At 61.5% G+C, this 21,303-nt stretch carries 16 protein-coding genes; 2 read left to right on the top strand and 14 right to left on the bottom strand.

Going from position 1 to position 21,303, the window contains the following annotated elements:
• Positions 1-4: 4 nt before the first annotated feature.
• A complete protein-coding gene (locus RG836_RS19085) occupies positions 5-469 on the bottom strand; it encodes a CopD family protein (protein WP_310848429.1) in 465 nt (154 codons plus the stop codon).
• A gap of 100 nt (positions 470-569) precedes the next feature.
• Between RG836_RS19085 and dinG the strand changes: the two genes are divergently transcribed.
• The gene (dinG, locus tag RG836_RS19080) at positions 570-2,714 is read left to right on the top strand and encodes an ATP-dependent DNA helicase DinG (RefSeq protein ID WP_310848427.1); all 2,145 of its coding nucleotides are present in this window, start codon (positions 570-572) and stop codon (positions 2,712-2,714) included.
• A 93-nt stretch (positions 2,715-2,807) separates the two neighbouring features.
• On the top strand, positions 2,808-5,414 hold the full coding sequence (locus RG836_RS19075) for a beta-galactosidase (RefSeq protein WP_310848425.1): 2,607 nt from the start codon (positions 2,808-2,810) through the stop codon (positions 5,412-5,414).
• Between the two features lie 80 nt (positions 5,415-5,494).
• On the opposite strand, the gene RG836_RS19070 is transcribed toward RG836_RS19075, so the two are convergent.
• The 13 genes from RG836_RS19070 to RG836_RS19010 all read right to left on the bottom strand — a co-directional run bounded on the left by RG836_RS19070 (position 5,495) and on the right by RG836_RS19010 (position 21,241).
• A protein-coding gene (locus RG836_RS19070) for an IS3 family transposase (RefSeq protein ID WP_310848423.1) occupies positions 5,495-6,864 on the bottom strand; the annotation gives its coding sequence in 2 pieces (ribosomal slippage) (positions 5,495-6,385 and positions 6,388-6,864; 1,368 coding nt in all).
• 110 nt (positions 6,865-6,974) lie between these two features.
• A complete protein-coding gene (locus RG836_RS19065; protein ID WP_310848421.1) occupies positions 6,975-8,483 on the bottom strand; it encodes a sigma-54-dependent transcriptional regulator in 1,509 nt (502 codons plus the stop codon).
• 196 nt (positions 8,484-8,679) lie between these two features.
• Positions 8,680-9,039, bottom strand: a complete 360-nt coding sequence (locus tag RG836_RS19060; protein WP_310848419.1) for a DUF5064 family protein — start codon at positions 9,037-9,039, stop codon at positions 8,680-8,682.
• Positions 9,040-9,051: 12 nt separating this feature from the next.
• Positions 9,052-9,981 carry a carbamate kinase gene (gene arcC, locus RG836_RS19055; RefSeq protein WP_310848417.1) on the bottom strand — a complete coding sequence of 310 codons (930 nt, stop codon included), beginning with the start codon at positions 9,979-9,981 and terminating at the stop codon, positions 9,052-9,054.
• Positions 9,982-10,123: 142 nt separating this feature from the next.
• Positions 10,124-11,134 (bottom strand): ornithine carbamoyltransferase, encoded by a 1,011-nt coding sequence (locus tag RG836_RS19050; RefSeq protein WP_310848416.1) that lies wholly within the window; start codon positions 11,132-11,134, stop codon positions 10,124-10,126.
• 13 nt (positions 11,135-11,147) lie between these two features.
• Positions 11,148-12,404 carry an arginine deiminase gene (gene arcA, locus RG836_RS19045; protein ID WP_310848414.1) on the bottom strand — a complete coding sequence of 419 codons (1,257 nt, stop codon included), beginning with the start codon at positions 12,402-12,404 and terminating at the stop codon, positions 11,148-11,150.
• Between the two features lie 32 nt (positions 12,405-12,436).
• Positions 12,437-13,864: an arginine-ornithine antiporter gene (gene arcD, locus RG836_RS19040; RefSeq protein ID WP_310848412.1), complete on the bottom strand. Its 1,428-nt coding sequence runs from the start codon at positions 13,862-13,864 to the stop codon at positions 12,437-12,439.
• A 440-nt stretch (positions 13,865-14,304) separates the two neighbouring features.
• Positions 14,305-15,648, bottom strand: a complete 1,344-nt coding sequence (locus RG836_RS19035; protein ID WP_310848410.1) for a CoA transferase — start codon at positions 15,646-15,648, stop codon at positions 14,305-14,307.
• Between the two features lie 47 nt (positions 15,649-15,695).
• Entirely contained in the window at positions 15,696-16,097 is a 402-nt protein-coding gene (locus RG836_RS19030; RefSeq protein WP_310848409.1) for a YbaN family protein, read from the bottom strand.
• Between the two features lie 166 nt (positions 16,098-16,263).
• Complete coding sequence (locus RG836_RS19025; protein WP_310848407.1) at positions 16,264-16,872, bottom strand: biliverdin-producing heme oxygenase; 609 nt, start codon at positions 16,870-16,872, stop codon at positions 16,264-16,266.
• A 125-nt stretch (positions 16,873-16,997) separates the two neighbouring features.
• A complete protein-coding gene (locus RG836_RS19020; protein WP_310848405.1) occupies positions 16,998-19,562 on the bottom strand; it encodes a TonB-dependent receptor in 2,565 nt (854 codons plus the stop codon).
• Between the two features lie 121 nt (positions 19,563-19,683).
• Positions 19,684-20,649, bottom strand: coding sequence for a FecR family protein (locus RG836_RS19015; protein ID WP_310848403.1), 966 nt, complete (start codon positions 20,647-20,649; stop codon positions 19,684-19,686).
• Positions 20,650-20,716: 67 nt separating this feature from the next.
• Entirely contained in the window at positions 20,717-21,241 is a 525-nt protein-coding gene (locus RG836_RS19010; protein ID WP_310848401.1) for an RNA polymerase sigma factor, read from the bottom strand.
• Between the last annotated feature and the right edge of the window lie 62 nt (positions 21,242-21,303).

The raw sequence follows: 21,303 nt of genomic DNA, 5'->3' as shown, positions 1-21,303 counted from the left end.
GTCATCAGAACATCGGCCGGACCGCGGCGATTGCCACCACCACCAGCCCGACAATCAAATTCACCCCGACTAACCGCCGAATCCGGCCCAGCACGCTCGCGCCCGTCGGCCAGTCCTGCGCCGCCACCGCTGTGCGCAGTTCCGGCAGCAACAACGCCTGGATGCGGATGAACAATGCGACCATCACCACGTACAAGCCCATCATCACCTGCACATAACGCGGGGCGGTGTCGAAGCCGCTGAACTGCAGATGAATCATGCCCACGCCGCTGATCGGCAGCAGGATCACTGCGACCCAGACCCAGCGGAAAAAACCCTGAAACACTTCTGCCCACAGCTTTAGTCGGGCAGGACCTTCCAGCGCCTTCATGGCCGCGGGGCGCAAGACCATCCAGGCGAAAAACATGCCGCCGACCCAGACCAGGGCGGCGAGGACATGCAGGCTGTAGACAAGGCTAAAAGCGGTCATTGAGGTACTCCGTTCTGCGCGGGATTAATTAGCGGGGTATAGTAGCGGCCGATCCGAACCACTGAAAATTTATCCAGCGTTTTTTTTGCGCCGACAATCCATGATCAGCACTGAACTCAAAACCACGATCCAGGGCGCCTACTCGCGTTTTCTCGAAGCCAAGAGCCTCAAACCGCGTTACGGCCAGCGCCTGATGATCGCCGAAGTGGCGAAAGTCCTGGGTGACATCGACACCGACGACGAAGGCCGGCGCAGTGGCGACCCGGCGGTGGTAGCCGTGGAAGCCGGCACCGGCACTGGTAAGACCGTGGCCTACAGCCTGGCGGCGATTCCCACCGCGAAGGCTGCCGGCAAACGCCTGGTGATCGCCACCGCCACCGTCGCCCTTCAAGAGCAGATCGTCTACAAGGATCTGCCCGACCTGATGCGCAACAGCGGGCTGAATTTCACTTTCGCCCTGGCCAAGGGCCGCGGCCGCTACATGTGTCTCTCCAAGCTCGACATGCTGCTGCAGGAAGGCCACGCGCAAACCGCCACCGCGCAATTGTTCGAAGAAGAAGGCTTCAAGATCGAGGTCGATGAGGCCAGCCAGAAGCTGTTCACCAGCATGATCGAGAAGCTCGCCGGCAATAAATGGGACGGCGACCGCGACAGTTGGTCGACCGCGCTGGAAGACGCCGACTGGTCGCGCCTGACCACCGATCACAGCCAGTGCACTAACCGGCATTGCCCGAACTTCGGTCAGTGCGCCTTTTACAAGGCCCGCGAAGGCATGGGCAAGGTCGACGTGATCGTCACCAACCACGACATGGTCCTCGCTGACCTGGCCTTGGGCGGCGGCGCTGTGTTGCCGGACCCGCGCGACACGCTGTACGTGTTCGACGAAGGTCACCACCTGCCGGACAAAGCCATCGGCCACTTCGCCCACTACACGCGCCTGCGTTCCACCGCCGACTGGCTGGAAACCACCGCCAAGAACCTCACCAAATTATTGGCCCAGCATCCGTTGCCGGGCGATCTCGGCAAGCTGATCGAGCAGGTGCCGGAGCTGGCCCGCGAGATCAAGACCCAGCAGCAATTCATGTTTACCGCGTGCGAGCAGGTCGCCGACTTCAAGCCCGGCGAAGACGTCGAAGGCCGTGAGCGGCCGCGGCATCGCTTCGTCGGCGGAGTGATTCCCGAGCACATGCGGGAAATGGGCATCGAGTTGAAAAAGGGCTTTGCCCGGCTCAACGACCTGTTCACACGCCTGACCGATCTGCTCAAGGAAGGCATGGACGGCGAGGTCAACATCGGCATCGCCAGCAACCAGGCCGAAGAATGGTATCCGCTGTTCGGTAGCCTGCTGTCTCGGGCCGCCGGCAACTGGGAACTGTGGACCGCGTTCACCGCCGAAGACCCGGACGACAACCCGCCGATGGCCCGGTGGCTGACCCTGGCCGAAAGCGGTTCGCTGTTCGACATCGAGGTCAACGCCAGCCCGATCCTCGCCGCCGAAATGCTGCGGCGCAACCTGTGGAACGTGGCCTACGGCGCGCTGGTCACCTCGGCGACGCTCACAGCGCTGGGCACCTTCGATCGTTTCCGCATGCGCGCCGGGCTGCCGAAAAAAGCCGTCACGGCGGTGGTGCCGAGCCCGTTCCATCATGCCGACGCCGGCGTGCTGCGGGTGCCGGACCTGAAGGCCGATCCACGGGACGCCTCCGGCCACACCGCCGCGATCATCCGCGACCTGCCGGCGCTGGTCGAAGGTTCGCGCGGGACTTTGGTGCTGTTCTCCTCGCGCAAACAGATGCAAGACGTGTTCGACGGCCTCGACCGGGACTGGCGCAAGCAAGTGTTCATCCAGGGCAACCTGTCGAAACAGGAAACCCTGAACAAGCACAAGGCGCGGGTCGATGGCGGTGATTCCAGCGTGCTGTTCGGCCTCGCCAGTTTCGCCGAAGGGGTCGACTTGCCGGGGGCTTACTGCGAACACGTGGTGATCGCCAAGATCCCGTTCTCAGTGCCGGATGACCCGGTGGAAGCGGCGCTGGCGGAATGGATCGAAGCGCGCGGCGGCAATCCGTTCATGGAAATCTCCGTGCCGGACGCCTCACTGAAGCTGGTGCAGGCCTGCGGCCGGCTGCTGCGCACTGAAGAAGACCGAGGGATCATCACCTTGCTCGACCGACGCCTGGTCACCCAGCGCTATGGCAAAGCCATCCTCAATGCGTTGCCGCCGTTTCGCCGCGAAATTTCCTGAAACACCGGTGGGCAAATCCGCCCACCGCGTTGTCTACCCCTCAACTACCGTTATCCATTGGCCATTGAAGGCCGCTGGGGAGAATTGCGTCCCATGATTTGCCGTTCGTTGCCCGCCGTGTTCGCCCTGATCTTTGCCACGCCCTTGCTGGCCGCCCCGGCCGGGCAGCAGACGCTGTTCAACTTCGTTCGCCCCGCTGACGTGGTGAAGGTGGCGACCCAGGACGCCAGTCTGCCGCAAGCCAACGCCGAACAAACTGCCGAGGGTGAAGTGCTGCGCCGGGTGACGTTCAACCCGGTGGCGCAACCGACCCTGCGCCTGAGCCCGCAAACCGGCGCCTGGGATTGGTCGCAATCGGGGGCGATGAGCTTACGCATCCAGAGCGCGATGAACTGGGCAATCACCCTCTACGTTACCGTGCAGAGCAACGATGGCCGCACGCTGGTCAGCCGCGTCGACCTGCCGGCCGGCCCGGCGCAAACCCTGGTGGTGCCGTTGGTGGCCAACACGCCGCTGAGCCAGGGCATGAAAGCCGGGCCACCGATGCCGATCACCGTGGATGGCCAGCGTGTATTGCTCGCCAGCAGCAGCGGCGAAATCGATCGCAGCCAAGTGGTATCGGTCAGCGTCTCGATGGATCAGCCCAAAGCAGCCCAGAGCATCTTGCTGGAACGCTTTGGCGTGCAAGACGTTGAGTCGGTACAGCGCGCCGCTTATGGCAATCTGGTTGACGCCTACGGCCAATCGACTCGTGCCAAGTGGCCCGAGAAGGTCAGCAGTGACGAACAACTGAAAAGCGCGGCGGCCAAGGAACAGCAGCAGCTGAAAACCTGGCTGGCGGGGCGGGACAAGTCGTCGCTCGATCAGTACGGCGGCTGGAGCAAGGGCCCGACATTCAAGGCCAGCGGGTTTTTCCGCACGGAAAAACAGGACGGCCGCTGGTACCTGGTGACGCCGGACGGTCATCCGTTCTACTCGCTGGGCGTCAACACCGTGGCCCCGGACGTCAGCCGCACCTACGTGGCGGGGCGTGAGTGGATGTTCGAAGCGCTGCCTAAACCTGACGATGGCCTGGCCAGTTTCTACGGGGAAGGCAACAGCAACAGCGGCAACGCCTCGGATCAGGGCCGCGCCTATAACACCGGGCGCTGGTACGATTTTTACGCCGCCAACCTGCAACGTGCGTACGGCGAGCCTTGCGCGCCGGGCAGCGAAACCAAGGCCGGGGTCGCTGAAGCGGCAAAGGCTGACGCAGTCGACGCCAGCGCAGCACGCACCGCCGAGCAACCGGTCGGCCAGTCGGCGGCGCAGCCCAAGGCGGGCGTCGCGGAAGCGGCAAAAGTCGGTGCGGCCGATGCCACGGTTGAACGCACCACCGAACAGACGCCGCCAGCGCCGGCCGAAGCGCCTAAGGCTGGTGTCGCTGAAGCCGCCAAGGCCGATGCCGGCGATGCGACGGCGGACAAAGCCGCCGAGCACAAGGCCATCGGGCCGTGCAAGGTCACCCTGGATGAGAAGCGCTGGACGGCGCACACCCTTGATCGTCTGCAAGCCTGGGGTTTCAACACGGTCGGCAACTGGAGCGCCGATTCCCTGGCCAGCGCTGATCGCGTGCCCTATACCTTGCCGCTGTCGATCGTCGGCGATTACGCCAGCATCAGCACCGGCACCGACTGGTGGGGCGGCATGCCTGACCCGTTCGATCCGCGCTTCGCCATGGCCACCGAGCGTGCCGTGGCCATTGCCGCCCGGGACCACCGCGACGACCCATGGCTGATTGGCTACTACGCTGACAACGAGCTGGCCTGGGCCGGGCCGGGCGATGACCCGAAAGCCCGTTACGCCTTGGCCTACGGAACCTTGAAAATGACCACGGACGTGCCGGCCAAGCGAGCATTCCTCAAGCAACTGCGCGACAAATACCGCAATCAGGCCGGGCTGTCGAAAGCCTGGGGCATTGACCTGCCGGCCTGGGAGTTGATGGAAGACCCGGGCTTCGTACCGCCACAACCCAACCCCGAGCACCCGGAAATCGAGGCGGACTTCAAATATTTCCAGAAGGTTTTCGCCGACACTTATTTCAAGACCATTTCCGACTCGCTGAAGTGGCACGCGCCCAATCAACTGCTGCTGGGCGGGCGTTTCGCCGTCAGCACCCCGGAAGCGGTGCAATCCTGTGCGCAATACTGCGACGTGCTGAGTTTTAACCTCTACACCCTGCAACCGCAGGACGGCTACGATTTCGCCAAATTACGTGAATTGGACAAACCGGTGCTGATCACCGAATTCAACTTCGGCTCCAGCGATCGCGGGCCGTTCTGGGGTGGCGTGACACCGCTGGCCAAGGAAGAGGATCGCGGCCCGGCCTACGCCAATTTCCTCAAACAGGCACTGAGCGAACCATCGATCGTCGGCGTGCACTGGTTCCAGTACCTCGATCAACCGGTGACTGGCCGTCTGCTTGATGGTGAAAACGGCCACTTTGGTTTGGTCGGCGTGACTGATCTGCCGTTCCAGGGATTCGTGGAAAGCGTGCGCAAAGCCAACCTGCAGGCGGTCGAGCAACTGGCGAAAAACGTTGAGCCTGCCGCGAAAGCCGCCGAGAGCCACGAAGGCGCGGGCGGACGCAAGGGCGATGCCGGCAAAGGCCCGGGGCAGGGCGCCGCGGGGGCGGGTGGGCATTCGGGTAAGGGGCACTAGACCGCGTTTATCGCCATTCGCGAGCAGGCCCGCTCCCACAGGATTTGTGAAGTGCGCCCCAAAAGTTGGACAGCAGGTGGCTAGGCTATCGTGGACTGGGTTCTGTACGCTACAGGGCTCAGTCCGCCAAGCTTCATCTTGATTCGATCATGGTTGTAATAACGAATGTATTCATCGAGTCCCGCTTGTAATTGAGCCACGCTGTCGAAACGTTCACGGTAAAAATACTCCGACTTCAGAGTGCCGAAAAAACTCTCCATCGTCGCGTTGTCCAGACAGTTGCCTTTGCGTGACATGCTTTGCTCCAGCCCTGCTTTTTCCAGACGCTCCCGGTAATCCGGATATCGGTAGTGCCAGCCCTGATCCGAGTGCAGCATTGGCTTGGCAGCTTTGGGCAATCGCTCAAGCGCCTTCTCCAGCATGTCACCTACCAAGCCATAGCGTGGTCGGGTGGCCGTTTGGTAAGCCACGATTTCGCCGTTGTACAGGTCCAGCACGGGAGACAAGTACAGCTTTTCTCCGGCCACTTTGAACTCCGTAACGTCGGTAACCCATTTCTGATTCGGCTGTTCGGCCTCGAACTGGCGAGCCAGGGTATTGGGCGATGCCTCGCCCATTAGCCCGCGATACGACCGATATTTTTTCGGGCGTACCGTGCATTTGAGATCCAGCTCGCCCATCAGTCGCCTAACCGTTTTGCTGTTAACTCGGTGGCCAGCATTAGTCAGCGCGGCGGTCATCCGGCGATAGCCATAACGACCTTTATGGGCGTCCTGGATACGCTGGATAGAAGCTTTCAACGAGGCGAACCGATCCCCGCCCGCCATGGCCTTGACCTGGTAGTAATACGTGCTGCGCGCCAGCCCCACAGCCTCAAGCAGATCATCGAGCTCGAAGTGCTCTCGCAACTGAGTCACTAACCGGGTTTTTTCTTGGCCGCTTTGGCCTGTCTTTTCTCCTCCTCCCGAAATTCCTTGAGCTTTTTTAACACGGCGTTCTCCACCTGAAGCTTACGAAGCTTGATCAGCAGCTCGGCGTGCGAGAGGTCCTCATCGTTGGTCGATGAGGATTCAGAAGGTTTGGCGGGTGGCAGCTTCATGGCAGTGTTCAATCCTTTCCCAGCAGTCAGGGCTTCGATGCCGCCACTGTAATACTGCCGCTGCCATCTGCCCACCTGAGTGGAGTTGCCCAGATTGAAAAGCGCCGCGACACGGCGAAAGGACAGCTTGTCACGCCACATACGCTGAAGCACGGAGAGCTTGAAATCGGTGCTATAGCCCCTGCTACGGGGCTGGAGGCTGGCATCACCATGTAGTTGGTAAGCCTCAACCCAACGACGAAGCAAGGTGGGGTCCACTTGGAATTGGGCGGCTATGAACCGAAAGCCCCTGCCTCGCTCAAGAAAGGCTTTGATAACGGACAGTTTGAATTGAGTTGAGTACTTGCTCATGAAAAACACCCCGGAGGTTGGATGGGTGTCCAACTTCTGGGGCGCACTTCATGGTGCCTGACACGACGCCTTCGCGAGCAAGCCCGCTCCCACATTTCGACCGAGAAGGCCTATGGTTTGTTAGGAATCCCATACTTGCGCAATCGATGGGCAATCGCCGTGTGCGAGGTCTGCAAGCGGTTCGCCAGTTGCCGGGTCGAGGGGTAGCTGACGTAGAGTTTTTCCAGCAGGGTCTTCTCGAACTCTTCCATGGCTTGCTCCAGGCTGTCGACCTCCGTATCGCTCTGGCGCGCCACGGAGGTGCCGGCAATGTCCAGGTCGCCGATGTCCACCAGGCTGCTTTCGCAAATCGCTGCGGCGCGGAAGATGACGTTCTGCAACTGCCGCACATTGCCTGGCCACCGATTGTCCAGCAACGCCGGGTAAGTACCGGGCGCCAAGCGGCAGATCGGGCGCTGGATCTGCGCGCAGGCCTGCTGCATGAAGTAGCGCGCCAGTAGCAGAATGTCCTGGCCACGCTCGCGCAGCGGCGGGACTTCGACGTTAAGCACGTTGAGTCGGTAAAACAGATCTTCACGGAAGGTCCCCTCGGCGACCATTTTTTCCAGGTCACGGTGGGTCGCGCTAAGAATCCGCACGTTGACCTTCACTTCGCGATCCCCGCCGACCCGACGGAAGCTGCCGTCGTTGAGAAAGCGCAGCAGCTTGGCCTGCAAGTACGGCGACATCTCGCCAATTTCATCGAGAAATACCGTGCCTTGGTTGGCCAGTTCCATCAGCCCCGGTTTGCCGCCCCGTTGCGCACCGGTGAAGGCCCCGGGGGCGTAACCGAACAGCTCGCTTTCGGCGAGGTTCTCCGGCAATGCCGCACAATTCAACGCCAGAAACGGCGCGCTGTGCCGCGCACTGCTGGCATGGCAGGCGCGGGCCACCAATTCTTTACCGGTGCCGGTCTCGCCCTGGATCAATAACGGCGCATCCAGCGTCGCCACGCGTTGGGCGCGGGTCTTGAGCATGCGGATTGCCGGTGATTCGCCGAGCAGCGCGTCGAAACCTTCCGCGTGATCGTGGTGCAGCGCCGACAGTTGTTCGCCGATGCGATTGGGTTGATACAGGGTTAATAGCGCGCCGGCGTCGGTGATTGGCGTGGCGTCCAGCAGCAGGGTCTGGCCGTTGACCGTAATCTCGCGCAGCGGCAGGCGGAACCCCTGTTCCAGCAGCACCGCCAGCAATGCCGGATCATCAAACAGTTCCGCGACGCTTTCACCTGCGGGCTCGCGCCCATACAGGGCAATCAGCGCGGGGTTGGCCAGCAGCACCTTGCCGGCGCTGTCGAGGGCCAGCACCGGGTCGGTCATGGCCGCCAGCAAGGCATCGAGCTGCAAGTGCCGACGCTGCCCCGGCAGGATGTCGACCACGGTCACCGCTTGCACGCCGCGCACCGCGAACAACGCTTCGCGCAATTCGTCCAGCACTTGCGGGCTGAGGGTCGGCGCGTCGATGTAGACGTTGGGCGGCACCATCTCCACGGCATCCAGATTGAGATTGCGTCCACCGAGCAGGGCCAGGACTTCCTGGGTAATGCCGACGCGGTCGATGAAGCTGACGTGGATACGCATGGGGCGGTTTCAGAGTTCTGCAGTGCGGAGGGTGGCCAGTATGCCTTGGGGCGGGGCAATGGTGAAATCTTGCGCGGATTCCGAGCTGCCCCAGCATGCTGATGAGAGCGAGCCGGCTCGGGAAGAGGGCGTGTCAGCCGGCATGGGGCAGATGTCGGTCCGTCTTCGCGAGCAGGCTCGCTCCCACAAAAAAGGGCTATTCCAGGTGTTCGGGTTTTACCGGGTCGCCGGGTTTCACATCGAGTTGCGCCCGAACGTCTTCGAACATCTGGTCGTATTCCTTGTGCATCGAGCCAATGCCGGCGTCAGTGGGCATGCCGTATTTGTGCGCAATGCGGGAGGCGTATCGAGCGAAGTCGAAGGCCTGGTCCTTGGGCAGGAAGAACTCTTCGTTGAGGTCCTTACCCTCCACCGAGCCATGCATCTTGAACAGCATGCCCGTGCCTTCCTTGGGGTCCTGGCTGACTTCGTAGTCGATGTGCAGGTTGTAGCTGTAATCGTCCTTGTTCAACGCGTGACGCTCGATGTGCAGGTGACCCGGTTCAAACGTTGCCATTTACGTCTCTCCTTAAAAATAGGTAATGCCCGGTGTGGCTGTGCTGATCCGCGTGCCGGCGGTGCCTTGGACGATGGCCTCGATGTCCGAGAGTGAACCGATCACCGCGACTCTGCCAGTGTGCCGGGCGAACTCGCAGGCGGCCTGGACCTTCGGTCCCATGGAGCCGGCGGCGAAGCCCAATTTCTCCAGTTCGTCCGGGTGGGCCCGGGCGATAGCCTGCTGCGATGGCTTGCCAAAATCGATGAAAGCCGCGTTGACGTCAGTAGCGATCACCAGCAGTTCGGCGTCCAGTTGCTCGGCCAACAACGCTGAGCACAAGTCCTTGTCGATCACCGCTTCGACGCCCTGGAGCTTGCCATCGTTCCCGTACATTGTCGGAATGCCACCACCGCCAGCGCAGATGACGATGCTGCCCTTGTCGAGCAGCCACTGGATCGGGCGGATTTCGAAGATGCGTTTCGGCCGGGGGCTGGACACCACGCGGCGGAATTTGTCACCGTCGGCGGCGATCGCCCAGCCTTTTTCCGTCGCGAGACGCTCGGCATCGGCCTGACTGTAGACCGGGCCGATCGGTTTGCTGGGCTTTTGGAAGGCCGGGTCGTTGGGGTCGACTTCGACCTGGGTCAGCAGGGTGGCGAACGGCACCTGGAAGTCCAGCAGGTTGCCCAGTTCCTGCTCGATGATGTAACCGATCATGCCCTCGGTCTCAGCGCCGAGTACGTCCAGCGGATAAGGCGACACCGGGGTGTAGGCCGCGGCTTGCAACGACAGCAAACCGACTTGTGGGCCATTGCCATGGGCGATCACCAGTTGATTGCCGGGGTAAATCCTGGCGATCTGCTCGGTGGCGATGCGGATGTTGGCGCGCTGGTTGTCCGCGGTCATGGGTTCACCCCGGCGGAGCAGGGCGTTGCCGCCCAGGGCGATGACGATACGCATAATCAAGTCCTTCTACAGAACGCTGGTTAACGACTCGGTCCAGTGGTGAACGGGCAGTCGGGCAACATTGATGTCGACCGATGCAGCGCATTCGCGGGCAAGCCCGCTCCCACATTGACCGCGTTCTTTCAATTACACGGCTTTAGATATCCGCCAACGCCGACACCAATATCGCCTTGATGGTGTGCATGCGATTTTCTGCTTGTTCGAAGGCGATGTTGGCCGGGGATTCAAAGACTTCCTCGGTCACTTCCACGCCATTGGCCAAGTGCGGGTAGCGCGCGGCGATGTCCTTACCGACCTTGGTTTCGCTGTTGTGGAACGCCGGCAGGCAGTGCATGAACTTCACCCGTGGGTTGCCCGAGGCTTTCATCATGGCGCTGTTGACCTGATACGGCAGCAGTTGCTCGATGCGCTCGTCCCAGGCTTCCACCGGCTCGCCCATCGACACCCAGATATCGGTGTGGATGAAATCCACGCCTTTGACCGCTGCCTTGGGGTCTTCGGTGATGGTGATGCGCGCGCCACTCTCGGCCGCGAAGGCCTGGCACTGGTCGATGAAATCCTGGTGCGGCCACAGGGCTTTGGGCGCGGCGATGCGCACGTCCATGCCGAGTTTGGCGCCGATCATCAACAGTGAGTTGCCCATGTTGTAGCGCGCGTCACCGAGGTACGCATAGCTGATCTCGTGCAGCGGTTTGTCGCTGTGTTCGCGCATGGTCAGGGTGTCGGCGATCATCTGCGTCGGGTGGAATTCCGCGGTCAGGCCGTTGAACACCGGTACCCCGGCGAACTTCGCCAGTTCCTCGACGATTTCCTGTTCGAAGCCACGGTACTCGATGGCGTCGAACATCCGCCCGAGCACGCGGGCGGTGTCTTTCATGCTTTCCTTGTGGCCGATCTGCGACGACACCGGGTCGATGTAAGTGACGTGGGCACCTTGGTCATGGGCGGCAACTTCAAAGGCGCAGCGGGTGCGGGTCGAGGTTTTCTCGAAGATCAGCGCGATGTTCTTGCCTTGCAGGTGTGGCCGCTCGGTGCCGGTGTACTTGGCACGCTTGAGGTCGCGGGACAGGTCGATCAGGTAATGCAGCTCGCGCGTGGTGTGGTGCATCAGCGACAGCAGGCTGCGATTGCGCATGTTGAAAGCCATGATGGAACTCCTTTCAGTAATCGATCGGGTCGCGGATGATCGGGCAGGTCATGCAATGGCCGCCGCCACGGCCACGGCCGAGTTCGCCGGCGCTGATGGTGATGACTTCGACGCCGGCCTTGCGCAGCAAGGTGTTGGTGTAGGTGTTGCGGTCATAGCCGATGACCACGCCGGGCTCCAGCGCCACCACGTTGTTGCCGTCGTCCCATTGCTCACGTTCGGCGGCGAAGCTGTTGCCGCCGGTCTCGACCACCCGCAGTTGCTTGAGGTTGAGCGCCGCAGCCACGGTGTCGATGAAACTGGACTCTTCGCGACGCACGTCGATGCCGCCGGGTTTGCTCGCGTCAGGACGCAGGCTGAACGCAACGATCTGGCTGACCACTTCCGGGAATACCGTGACCAAGTCTCGGTCGCAGAAGCTGAACACCGTGTCCAGGTGCATCGCCGCGCGGGATTTCGGCAGGCCGGCGACGATCACTCGCTCAACGGCGTTGTGCTTGAACAGGCTCAGCGCCAGTTGACCGATGGCCTGGCGCGACGAGCGTTCGCCCATGCCGATCAATACCACGCCGTTGCCGATCGGCATCACGTCGCCCCCTTCGAGGGTCGCGCTGCCGTGGTCCCGGTCCGGGTCGCCGTACCAGATTTGAAACTCAGCGTGAGTGAACTCGGGATGGAAGCGGTAGATAGCGCTGGCGAGTAAAGTCTCCTGGCGGCGCGCCGGCCAGTGCATCGGGTTGAGCGTTACGCCGCCGTAGATCCAGCACGTGGTGTCGCGGGTGAACTGGGTGTTGGGCAGCGGCGGCAGGATGAAGCTGGAGTGGCCGAGGAAGTCGCGGAACATCTCGATAGTCTTGCCGCCGAAGCTGTCGGGCAGGTCGTCCGCCGACACGCCGCCGATCAGGAACTCGGCGATCTTGCGCGGCTCCAGGCTGCGCAGCCACGAGCCGACTTCATTGACCAGGCCGAGGCCGACCGAGTTGGCGCTGATCTTGCGATCGAGTATCCAGTCCAAGGCTTCGGGGATGGCGACGATGTCGGTCAACAGGTTGTGCATTTCCAGCACGTCGATGTTGCGTTCGCGCATTTTAGTGACGAAATCGAAGTGGTCACGCTTGGCCTGAGCTACCCACAGCACGTCGTCGAACAGCAATTCATCGCAGTTGTTCGGGGTTAGCCGCTGATGGGCCAGGCCTGGGGAGCACACCATGACCTTACGCAGTTTTCCGGCTTCGGAGTGGACGCCGTACTTCACTTTTTCGGTGCTCATTACAGATTCTCCAGGAGTGGTGCCGTGATCGATCACAGGGTCAGGAAGCCGTCATACAAACCATAGGCCGCCACCAGGGCGCCTACCGCCACGGCGACGAAAATCAGCTTCTCGACAGGGGTGAATACCGCTTTGCCGACTTCGCGTTTGGCCTTGGCAAACAGGATCGCGCCGGGTGCATACAGCAAAGCGGAGAGCAGCAAGTATTTGACGCCGCCGGCATACAGCAGCCAAAGCGCGTAGACCACCGCGACGCCTGCGATAAACAGGTCTTTCCTACGCTCGGCCAAGGCGTTTTCGTAACCCTCGCCGCGCACTGCCAACAACAGCGCATAGGCCGCAGACCAGAGGTAGGGCACCAGAATCATCGAGGTGGCGAGGTAGATCAGCGACAGGTAAGTGCTGGCGGAAAACAGCGTGATGATCAGGAACACCTGGACCATGGCATTGGTCAGCCACAGCGCATTGACCGGTACGTGGTTGGCGTTTTCCTTGCGCAGAAAAGCCGGCATGGTGTGGTCCTTGGCGGCGGCGAACATGATCTCCGCGCATAACAGCACCCACGACAGCAGCGCGCCGAGCAGCGAAATAATCAGGCCAACGCTGATCAGCACTGCGCCCCAGTGCCCGACCACGTGTTCGAGCACTGCTGCCATCGACGGGTTTTGCAGTTTGGCCAGTTCCGGCTGGGTCATGATCCCCAGCGACAGCACGTTGACCAGCACCAGGAACAGCAGCACGGTGATAAACCCGATGACCGTGGCTTTACCCACGTCGCTGCGTTTTTCCGCCCGCGCCGAAAAAATACTCGCGCCTTCAATGCCGATAAACACCCACACGGTGACCAGCATCATGTTGCGCACCTGGCTCATTACGCTGCCCAAGTCAGGATTCTCCAGGCCCCAAATGTCTGCGGTGAAGATGTCGAGCTTGAAGGCGAACACCGCGATCAATACGAACAGCAGCAGCGGCACGACCTTGGCGACGGTGGTCACCAGGTTGATGAACGCCGCTTCCTTGATCCCGCGCAGCACCAGGACGTGCACCGCCCAGAGCAGCACCGACGCGCCGATTACTGCCGCTAAGGTATTGCCTTCGCCGAACACCGGAAAGAAATAGCCCAAGGTGCTGAACAGCAGCACGAAATAACCGACGTTGCCCAACCACGCACTGATCCAATAGCCCCAGGCCGACGAGAACCCCATGTAGTCGCCGAAACCGGCCTTGGCGTAGGCGTACACGCCTGCGTCCAGGTCGGGCTTGCGGTTGGCCAGTGTCTGGAAAACGAACGCGAGGGTGAGCATGCCGACTGCGGTGATGGCCCAGCCAATCAACACCGCACCGACATCGGCACTGGCCGCCATGTTTTGCGGCAAAGAGAATATCCCGCCACCGATCATTGAGCCGACGACCAGCGCCACCAGGGCGCCGAGTCGAAGTTTTCCGGAAGCTACAGACATTACATAACTCCATTGCGGAGAAGAGAGATCGCAGGGTACGTCCGATTGAATGACAAACAACTGACATGGATCAGTACATCACCCAATTCCATTGGTGATGAATGAATTGGGAAGCATGCTAAATATTAACTGAGTCGCTGGAAGGCCTTTTCCAGAAGCTTTTCTGGTGTTTGGATGGTGATAAATAAATATCTTTGGAGACATTAAGTTAGTGGGTTTTCAGCGGTTCGCAAATGCCTGAGCTTGGAGATCTTTTAAAAGGCATGACATCAATAAGCTGCAGCGTGGCGTAAGCGCTTCTAAACAATAGCGTTTATTTCACCCTATTTATTAGATGTAATTGCGGTTTATGTATATTTACGAGTTTGAGCGTTTGAGACGCTCCCACGCTGGAGCGTGGGAACAATCGGCCAACGATCAGCCGACGATGGGGCAGCGTGCTACCACTGAGCCCGGTGCGAGCCCAGTTCGGTTGCTGGCAATGCCCATTGCACCGGCGTGCCGATGATTTTCAACGGTACCTGCAAGCGATGCGCCGGCCCCCACGGTGTTTGCTCCACCAGCACACCTTGGTCCTGTTCATCCTCCGGCCGAAGCGGCTCACGGACGCCCGGCCCATATTCGATCAATTGCTTGGCAGTGCGGGCCAGTGACAGCCGTGCCGAGCCGGCTGCGCCGGACGACAAGCGTTGCGCCAGGAGTTGAATCGCACTCGCCGCCATCAAATAACCGGTGGCGTGGTCCAGTGCTTGCACCGGCAGCGGCGTGGGCTGATCGGCCTGTTTCCATTGCTGGCCGGCGGCGGCGATACCGCTGCTCATCTGCACCAGGCTGTCGAAGCCACGGCGGTATTGCCACGGGCCGCTCCAGCCGTAAGCGTTGAGGCCGACGTCGATCAGCCCGGGGTTGAGTTGCTGGCGTTGTTCTTCGCCAAAACCCAGGCCGTCCAGGGCATCGGCACGGTAGCCGTGCAGCAGAATATCGGCGTCCTTGAGCAGGCTTTCGAAGACCGCGCGGTCTTCGCTGTTGTGCAAATCGAGGCGGGCGCAGCGTTTGCCCAAGGTCACTTCCGGCACGACACCGGGTTCATTCCACGTCGGCGGGTCAATGCGCAACACGTTGGCGCCAAGCCCGGCGAGCAAGCGGCTGGCAGTGGGGCCGGCGAGTACGCGGGTGAGGTCCAGCACTTTGACGCCGGCCAGCGGCTGGGCCACCGAACCTTGCCAAGGCGTGAGGTTGTTGCCGCTGATGCCGTACTGAACCAGCGGCTCGGCGTTTACCGCCAGGCCTTGCGGGTGGGTTTGCCATTGCGCCCAGGTGCGCATTTCGGCGGCGCAGCCTCCGGCGTTGACCACGGCATCTTCCAGTTCGGCACTGCTCCACTTCGCGACTTTTTGCGCGGTTGCCGCCCGGTCGCCGCAGCGGCCGAGCACCGCTTCGGCCGCGAGGCGATGGTGCGGTGCGTTGGTGTGCAGGCGAATCCAGCCGTCCTTGGTCGGGTAATCCCCGGCCAACGCGTCCCACATCGGCGGCACGCTCCAGCCTACGGGGCGGATCGACGTGGCGAACCAGAACGAGGCCAGGCGCTGGTCGACTTCCACTGCGGGTAAACGGCCGGTTTGCTGTTCGAGCAACTGGCTAACCGCCTGGCCGGCCACCGCGATGCTGGTGCTGGCCAGTTCGGTGACGGCGAACGCCGAGGGCAGCGCGCCGCTCGACGTGAAAGACAGGGGCGTGACGGGCAAGCCGAGCGCGGTTTGCAGAGACGTGAGCAGATCGGTCATCAAAGGCCCTCCGAAGCGAGAGCGTCGAGCATAAAACAAAAAGCGGTTCAGTGGCTCGGCGGAAAGGGCAGGGGTTCCGGGCGCGACCAGATCCATAGATTGCCCAGGCCCATGCCGACAATCGCCAGGTAGATCGGCCAGCCATGATCGAGCAGCACCAACATCAGACCGGCGCATATAAGCATGCTGATCGTGGCGCTGACCTTGGCGCGCCGGGCAACTCGTTTGCCGTTGTGCCAATTGTTGAGTATCGGGCCGAACAGCCGATGCTGTTCCAGCCAGGCGCTCAGGCGCGGCGAACTCTTGGTTGCGGCCCAGGCTGCGAGCAGGATGAATTCAGTGGTCGGTAGTCCCGGAATGACGATTGCGACCAAGCCAATACCCAGGCTGAGGTAGGCGAGGAGGGCGAACAGCAGGCGGGCGAGTCTGGAGGTGGCGATACGAGGCATGTGATTTTGCTAGAACTCGGGAAGTTGCAGGCCTGCTTGGGGCATTGTGGGAGCGAGCCTGCTCGCGAAAGCGGCGTATCAATCATTTTAAATGCAACTGTCAGAATGCCTTCGCGAGCAGGCTCGCTCCCACTGGAGAATCATTGCCAGAGGACGTTGTAATGAATCAGACAAGTGCCGGCTCAGGGGAGTAAGCCTGTTCCAGCAACAGAGTAAAGCGGTTGAACGCAGCCAGCGCGCCTTTATCCAGATCCGCCTCTTCTTCAGCGCTCAAGGTCAGCGAATCGAGGGTTTTTACGAAGGATTTCCAGCCTTGGGCACGACCGCCGGCCGGTTCGCCGAGGTGACGGGCGCCAAAGGTTTCGCTCAAGCCCAGGCCGACGGCGCGCTTGATCAGGAACGCAGCACCGAGCTTGGAACCCTCGGAGACGAACAGCCAGCCCAGGGCTTCAGTCTTGGTGGGATTGCTGACTGCGCCGGCCACCGGTTCCGGCATGTCCGTGTCGAGATCGGCGAGGTCGGCTTTGGCCGCTTCCGCGCGGCAGCGTGCGGGCAAGTCGGGGACGATGGCGGTGAGCTCGGCATCGTTGTACAGCGCCACCAGTTCCGACTGGAACAGATACTGGGCAACTACGAAGCGGGCGAAATTGGCTTGGGTTTCGAACGGCGCGTGGGCTTTGACCAGGGCATCGAGCTTGGTGTGTGGTTCATTGGTGATCTGGTTCAGCCGTTGTGAACGCAGGGCAGGGAGTTGAACAGTGTCCTGAGCGGTCATGGAGTTTCCTTGAAAAATAGAGGCGCTTGATAACGAGACGAACGGCAAGGCACGCGACAGTAAAAAAAACCTCAGCGCCTCGCTGTCGTGGGGCGAGCGCCGAGGTGGTTCAGGTCACGTCCGGATCAGATGTCCCAGACCAGATTGACCGCGAAGTTGCGACCTGGCTGGGTCAGGCGATCAAGGTTGGCCGGCTGGGTAACCGAGGCTTCGCCGACGCTGTCGTAGCCGCGCACGTCGTCCCACTGCCAGTATTTCTTGTCGGTCAGGTTGTACAGGCCGGCATTGATGGTCACGTCGTCGGTAACCTTGTAGAAACCGGCCAGGTCGAGCACGCCGTAGCCTGGGGTCTTGAATTGGGTGCTGGTGCCGTCAGGGGTCTTGAAGCTGGTGCTGTCGACGCGGTCCTTGCGCTTGACCAGGGTCCAGCTCAATAGGGCGCCATAATTGTCCTGGTCATAACCCAGGCCGAACACGCCGGTCAGCGGGTTGATGCTGTTCAGCGGCTGCCCGCTGTCGTCGTTACGGCCATATAGGTAGGCCACCGAGCTTTGGGTGTAGAGGCCGCTCGGCGCACCGAGGCTGTCCAGGTTCAGGCGACCCTTGAGTTCCACGCCTTTGATGGTGGCGTGCTTGATGTTGTTGCTCTGGAAGGTGGTCTCGGTGTAGCCGGGGGTGATGGCGTTCTCGTCGATGAAGTCGCGGTATTTGTTGTAGAACACCGCCACATCGAAAGTGCCCGCGTCGAACTGGCCACGCAGACCGGTTTCATAGCTCTTGCTCTTTTCCGGCTCGAGATCGGAATTCGGCTCGACCCGATAGCCGCCCGCCAGGTTCTCGAAGCGGCCATACAACGCCTTGGCGGTCGGTGTACGGAAACCTTCGGCGTACTGGCCGTACCAGGTGTAGTGGTCGTTGAAGCTATAGGTGGTGCCAAACTTCGGCGACAGGCGATGCCAGGTCTTGGTCTCGTCGCTTACCGTGCCATTGCCGCTCTGATCCGCAGTGGTGAGGAACTCGCTGGTGATGTGCGGCTTGAGCTCGGTGTAGTCGTAGCGAGCGCCGGGCACGAAGGTCCAGTTGCCCCAACTGATCTGGTCCTGGGCAAACAGGCTGTAGCTGTTGATGGTCGGGTCGGGGAAGTCGCTCGCCGGACGTAAGGCATCGGCCGCGCTCGGCGCACCGATCACCCGGCAGGCGCCGAACACGGTCAGGCAGGTGCCGCTGCCGGTGCGCAGGCCGGTGACTTTGTCCTGCTTGATGGTGGTGCCGTAAGTGACCAAGTGATCGGTGTCGGCCATCGCGAAAGCCTTGTCCGCCTGAGCGTCGAATACCCACTGGCGATCTTTGTAGGTGGTGTTGCGCTCACGCAGCACGGTACGCGATGGCGCGTAGATTTCTTCGGTGGTCTGGTCGGTCTTGGCAATCTGGTAGTTCAACGACCACTTGATGTTGTCCGCCAGCAGGCTGTCGAGGCCGAAGCTGTGTTCCAGGCCGAAACGCTCGCGGGACACGGTGTCGTTGCCGGTGCGCGACTTGTAGAAGCCAAAGCCGCGACCCGCGTTGAACGGGCCACCGACGGCACTCAACTGGTTGGTGTCGCGGTCGTCCTTGTAATGCTCGTAAGTCAGGCCGAAGCGCGCGTCGTCGGCGTAGTTCCAGCCCAGTTTGGCGAGGATGTTGGTGGTGCGCACGTCTTCAGGGTTGGCTTCGGTGCGGTTCAGGCCGATGCCGCTGTGTTCGCCGTAGGACTCGGTTTCGTGGCCATTGCGTTGGCTCAGGTGCAGCAAACCGTCGAACTCGCCGGTGCGGCCGGCGACGGTGCCGGAGGTCAGCCAACTGTCGTCCGCCGAGCTGTAGCCGGTCTTCAGCCGCGCGCCGACGTCCTGGCCCGGTTTGATGATGTCGTCCGGATCAAGGGTGTAATAACTGACGGCGCCGCCGATCGCGTTGCTGCCGTACAGCACTGAGGCCGGGCCGCGGAGGATTTCCACGCGCTTGACGATTTCCGGGTCGACGTAATTGCGGTTGGTCTGCGCGTAGGGGCCGTTGAAGAAGCTGTCCGGCACTTGCACGCCGTCGATTTGGGTCAGCACGCGGTCGCCGTCGATGCCGCGGATGTTATAGCCAGTGATACCGGCGCGCTGGCCGGCGCCGCCCACCGAAACACCCGGTTCGTAACGCACCAGATCCTTGATGGAGTTGACGTTGTTGCGGTCCAGCTCTTCGCGCGTCGCGACACTGACGGTGCTTGGTACGCTGGAAATGTTTTGTTCCTGGCGAGTGGCGCTGATGGTCACCTGCTGCAGATTGAGCGCGCCGGCGAGATTGCGTTTTTCCAGGACGATGTTGTTGTTGCCCAATTTGCGGTAGCTCAGGTCGGTCCCCACCAACAAACGCTCCAAAGCTTTCTCTGGTGCCAGGGAACCCTGCACCCCCGGCGAGTCGACGCCTTGCGCCAGGTCGGCGGACATGCCCACCTGCCAACCGGTCACGGCGGTAAAGGCATTTAGCGCCGAGACCAGCGGTTGCCGGGCGATGGCAAATTGGTAATCACCCATGTTGCGCGGCGTGGGCTCGGTCGCAGTGGCGGCCATCAGCGGTGCGGTGCCGGCCGTGAGGATGGCGGCGGTCAGCAGCGATAGCATGCGGGTCGGTGAAGAGGTCTGGCGGGTCTGGCGTGAGGACATCGATAGCGCTCCGTGTCGCACGAATCTTTATAGGTGCAGATTGCATCGCGAGATGCGAATCAATTGCATTGGCTATAACGAGACGAACGGGTTGCGCTTATCGAGTAAAAATAATTCTCATTTAGTTCAGGATCACCAGCGCCGGAAACTCCTGCAGGCGTGCGGAGGTGATGTGCGCCAGTGAACGCACGATGTCCAGTGGCTGGTCGAGGCGGTAATTGCCGGTCACGTTGACCTCGGCCAACTGTTCGTTGTTATTGATGATCCAGCCGGGGTAATAGCGCCGCAGTTCGGTCAGCACCTGGCTGAGCGGGCAGTTCTCGAACACCAGCCGGCCCTGGACCCAGGCCAGGTCGGTGGCGGCATCGAGTTTAGCGGGGCGGTCGAAACCATTGGGGCCGATGCGGATGCTTTCCCCGGCCGACAGGCGCACGCGGGCATCGTCACGGGTGGCGCGCAGGTCGACGTCGCCGCGCTGCACCTGCACTTGCGTCACGCCGTCGAGGTAGCGCACGGCGAATGCGGTGTCGTGGACGCTGGCCTGCACCGGGCCAGCGTCGATTTCCAGCGGCTGGCCACGATTGGCCGGCACTTCGAAGAACGCCTCGCCCTGATACAAGCGGGCAACGCGGCGCTGATCGTTAATGGTGCTGGAAAACGCCGAGTTAGTGTTCAGCAGGACTTTCGAGCCGTCTTCAAGTTGCAGGCGCTGGCGCTCGCCAACCACGGTCAAGTGATCGGCTTGCAGACGCAGCGGCAGGTTGCTGAAACTGAATAAACCGAGCACCAGCACTGCAGCGGTGGCCATTGGTTTCCAGTGCGGGCGCAGGCGCGAACGCCAGGTGACTTTATGCGGCAGGGCGGCCAGGCTTTGCGCACATTGGATCACTTGCGGCCCGTCCCAGATCGCCTGGGCCTTGGCGAACGCTTGGGCATGCAGCGGATCGGCCGCCAGCCACGCATGGAACTCGCGCGTCTGTTCATCGCTCGGACTGCCCAGCACGATGAGCCAGTCCAGCGCCTGGTCCATGGCATCGGCAGAGTCCCGCGCCTGCTCAGGCGAATGGGAGCGATGGGTGTCCGTCACGGTGTTTCCTCGGAGGGGGCAGGAGCGCAGTTTCTAGCTTCGAGCCGCAGGCTGCAAGTCATGCGCTTCACTTGAAGCGGTTGTCACTGCGCTCAACCACGCCGACGCAAACGGCCATGATCAGTTTCAATTCCTTCTGCACCGTGCTGAGCGATACGCCCAGTTGCTCGGCGATTTCCAGATAACTGTGGCCGTGCAGGCGGCTGAGGATAAAGATTTGCTGCTGCCGGGCGCTGAGTTCACCGAGGCTGACGTTCAAACGCTCGAGCAACTGTTCGGCATGGGCGGCATCCTCGGCGCTGCTGGCGGGGGCGGCGACGCTTTGCACCACGTCGAGCGGCACATCGTCGAGCATGGTGCGCGACTGGATGCGCCGCGCACGCAAATGATCCAGCGCCAGGTTGCGCGCGGTCTGGAACACGAAAGGTTCGAGGTGATCGATAGCCCGTTCGCTCAGCGCCCGCGTCACGCGCAGGTAGGTCTCCTGCAACAGGTCTTCGGCGGTGCTGGGGTTGTTGACCATTCGTTCCAGGGTGCGCAGCAGGGAAATACGCTGGGCGAGGAACACATGATTGAAGCGCGACTGACTCACGGGCTGACCTGATCCATTTCGAGCGAATGATAATGCTTATCATCCGCCCGAACGGTCAAGCG

Source organism: Pseudomonas rhizozeae, from assembly GCF_031583775.1.
Lineage (GTDB): Bacteria > Pseudomonadota > Gammaproteobacteria > Pseudomonadales > Pseudomonadaceae > Aquipseudomonas.
The sequence above is the reverse complement of the archived record's forward strand: the minus strand, read 5'-3'. Positions and strand labels throughout refer to the sequence as shown.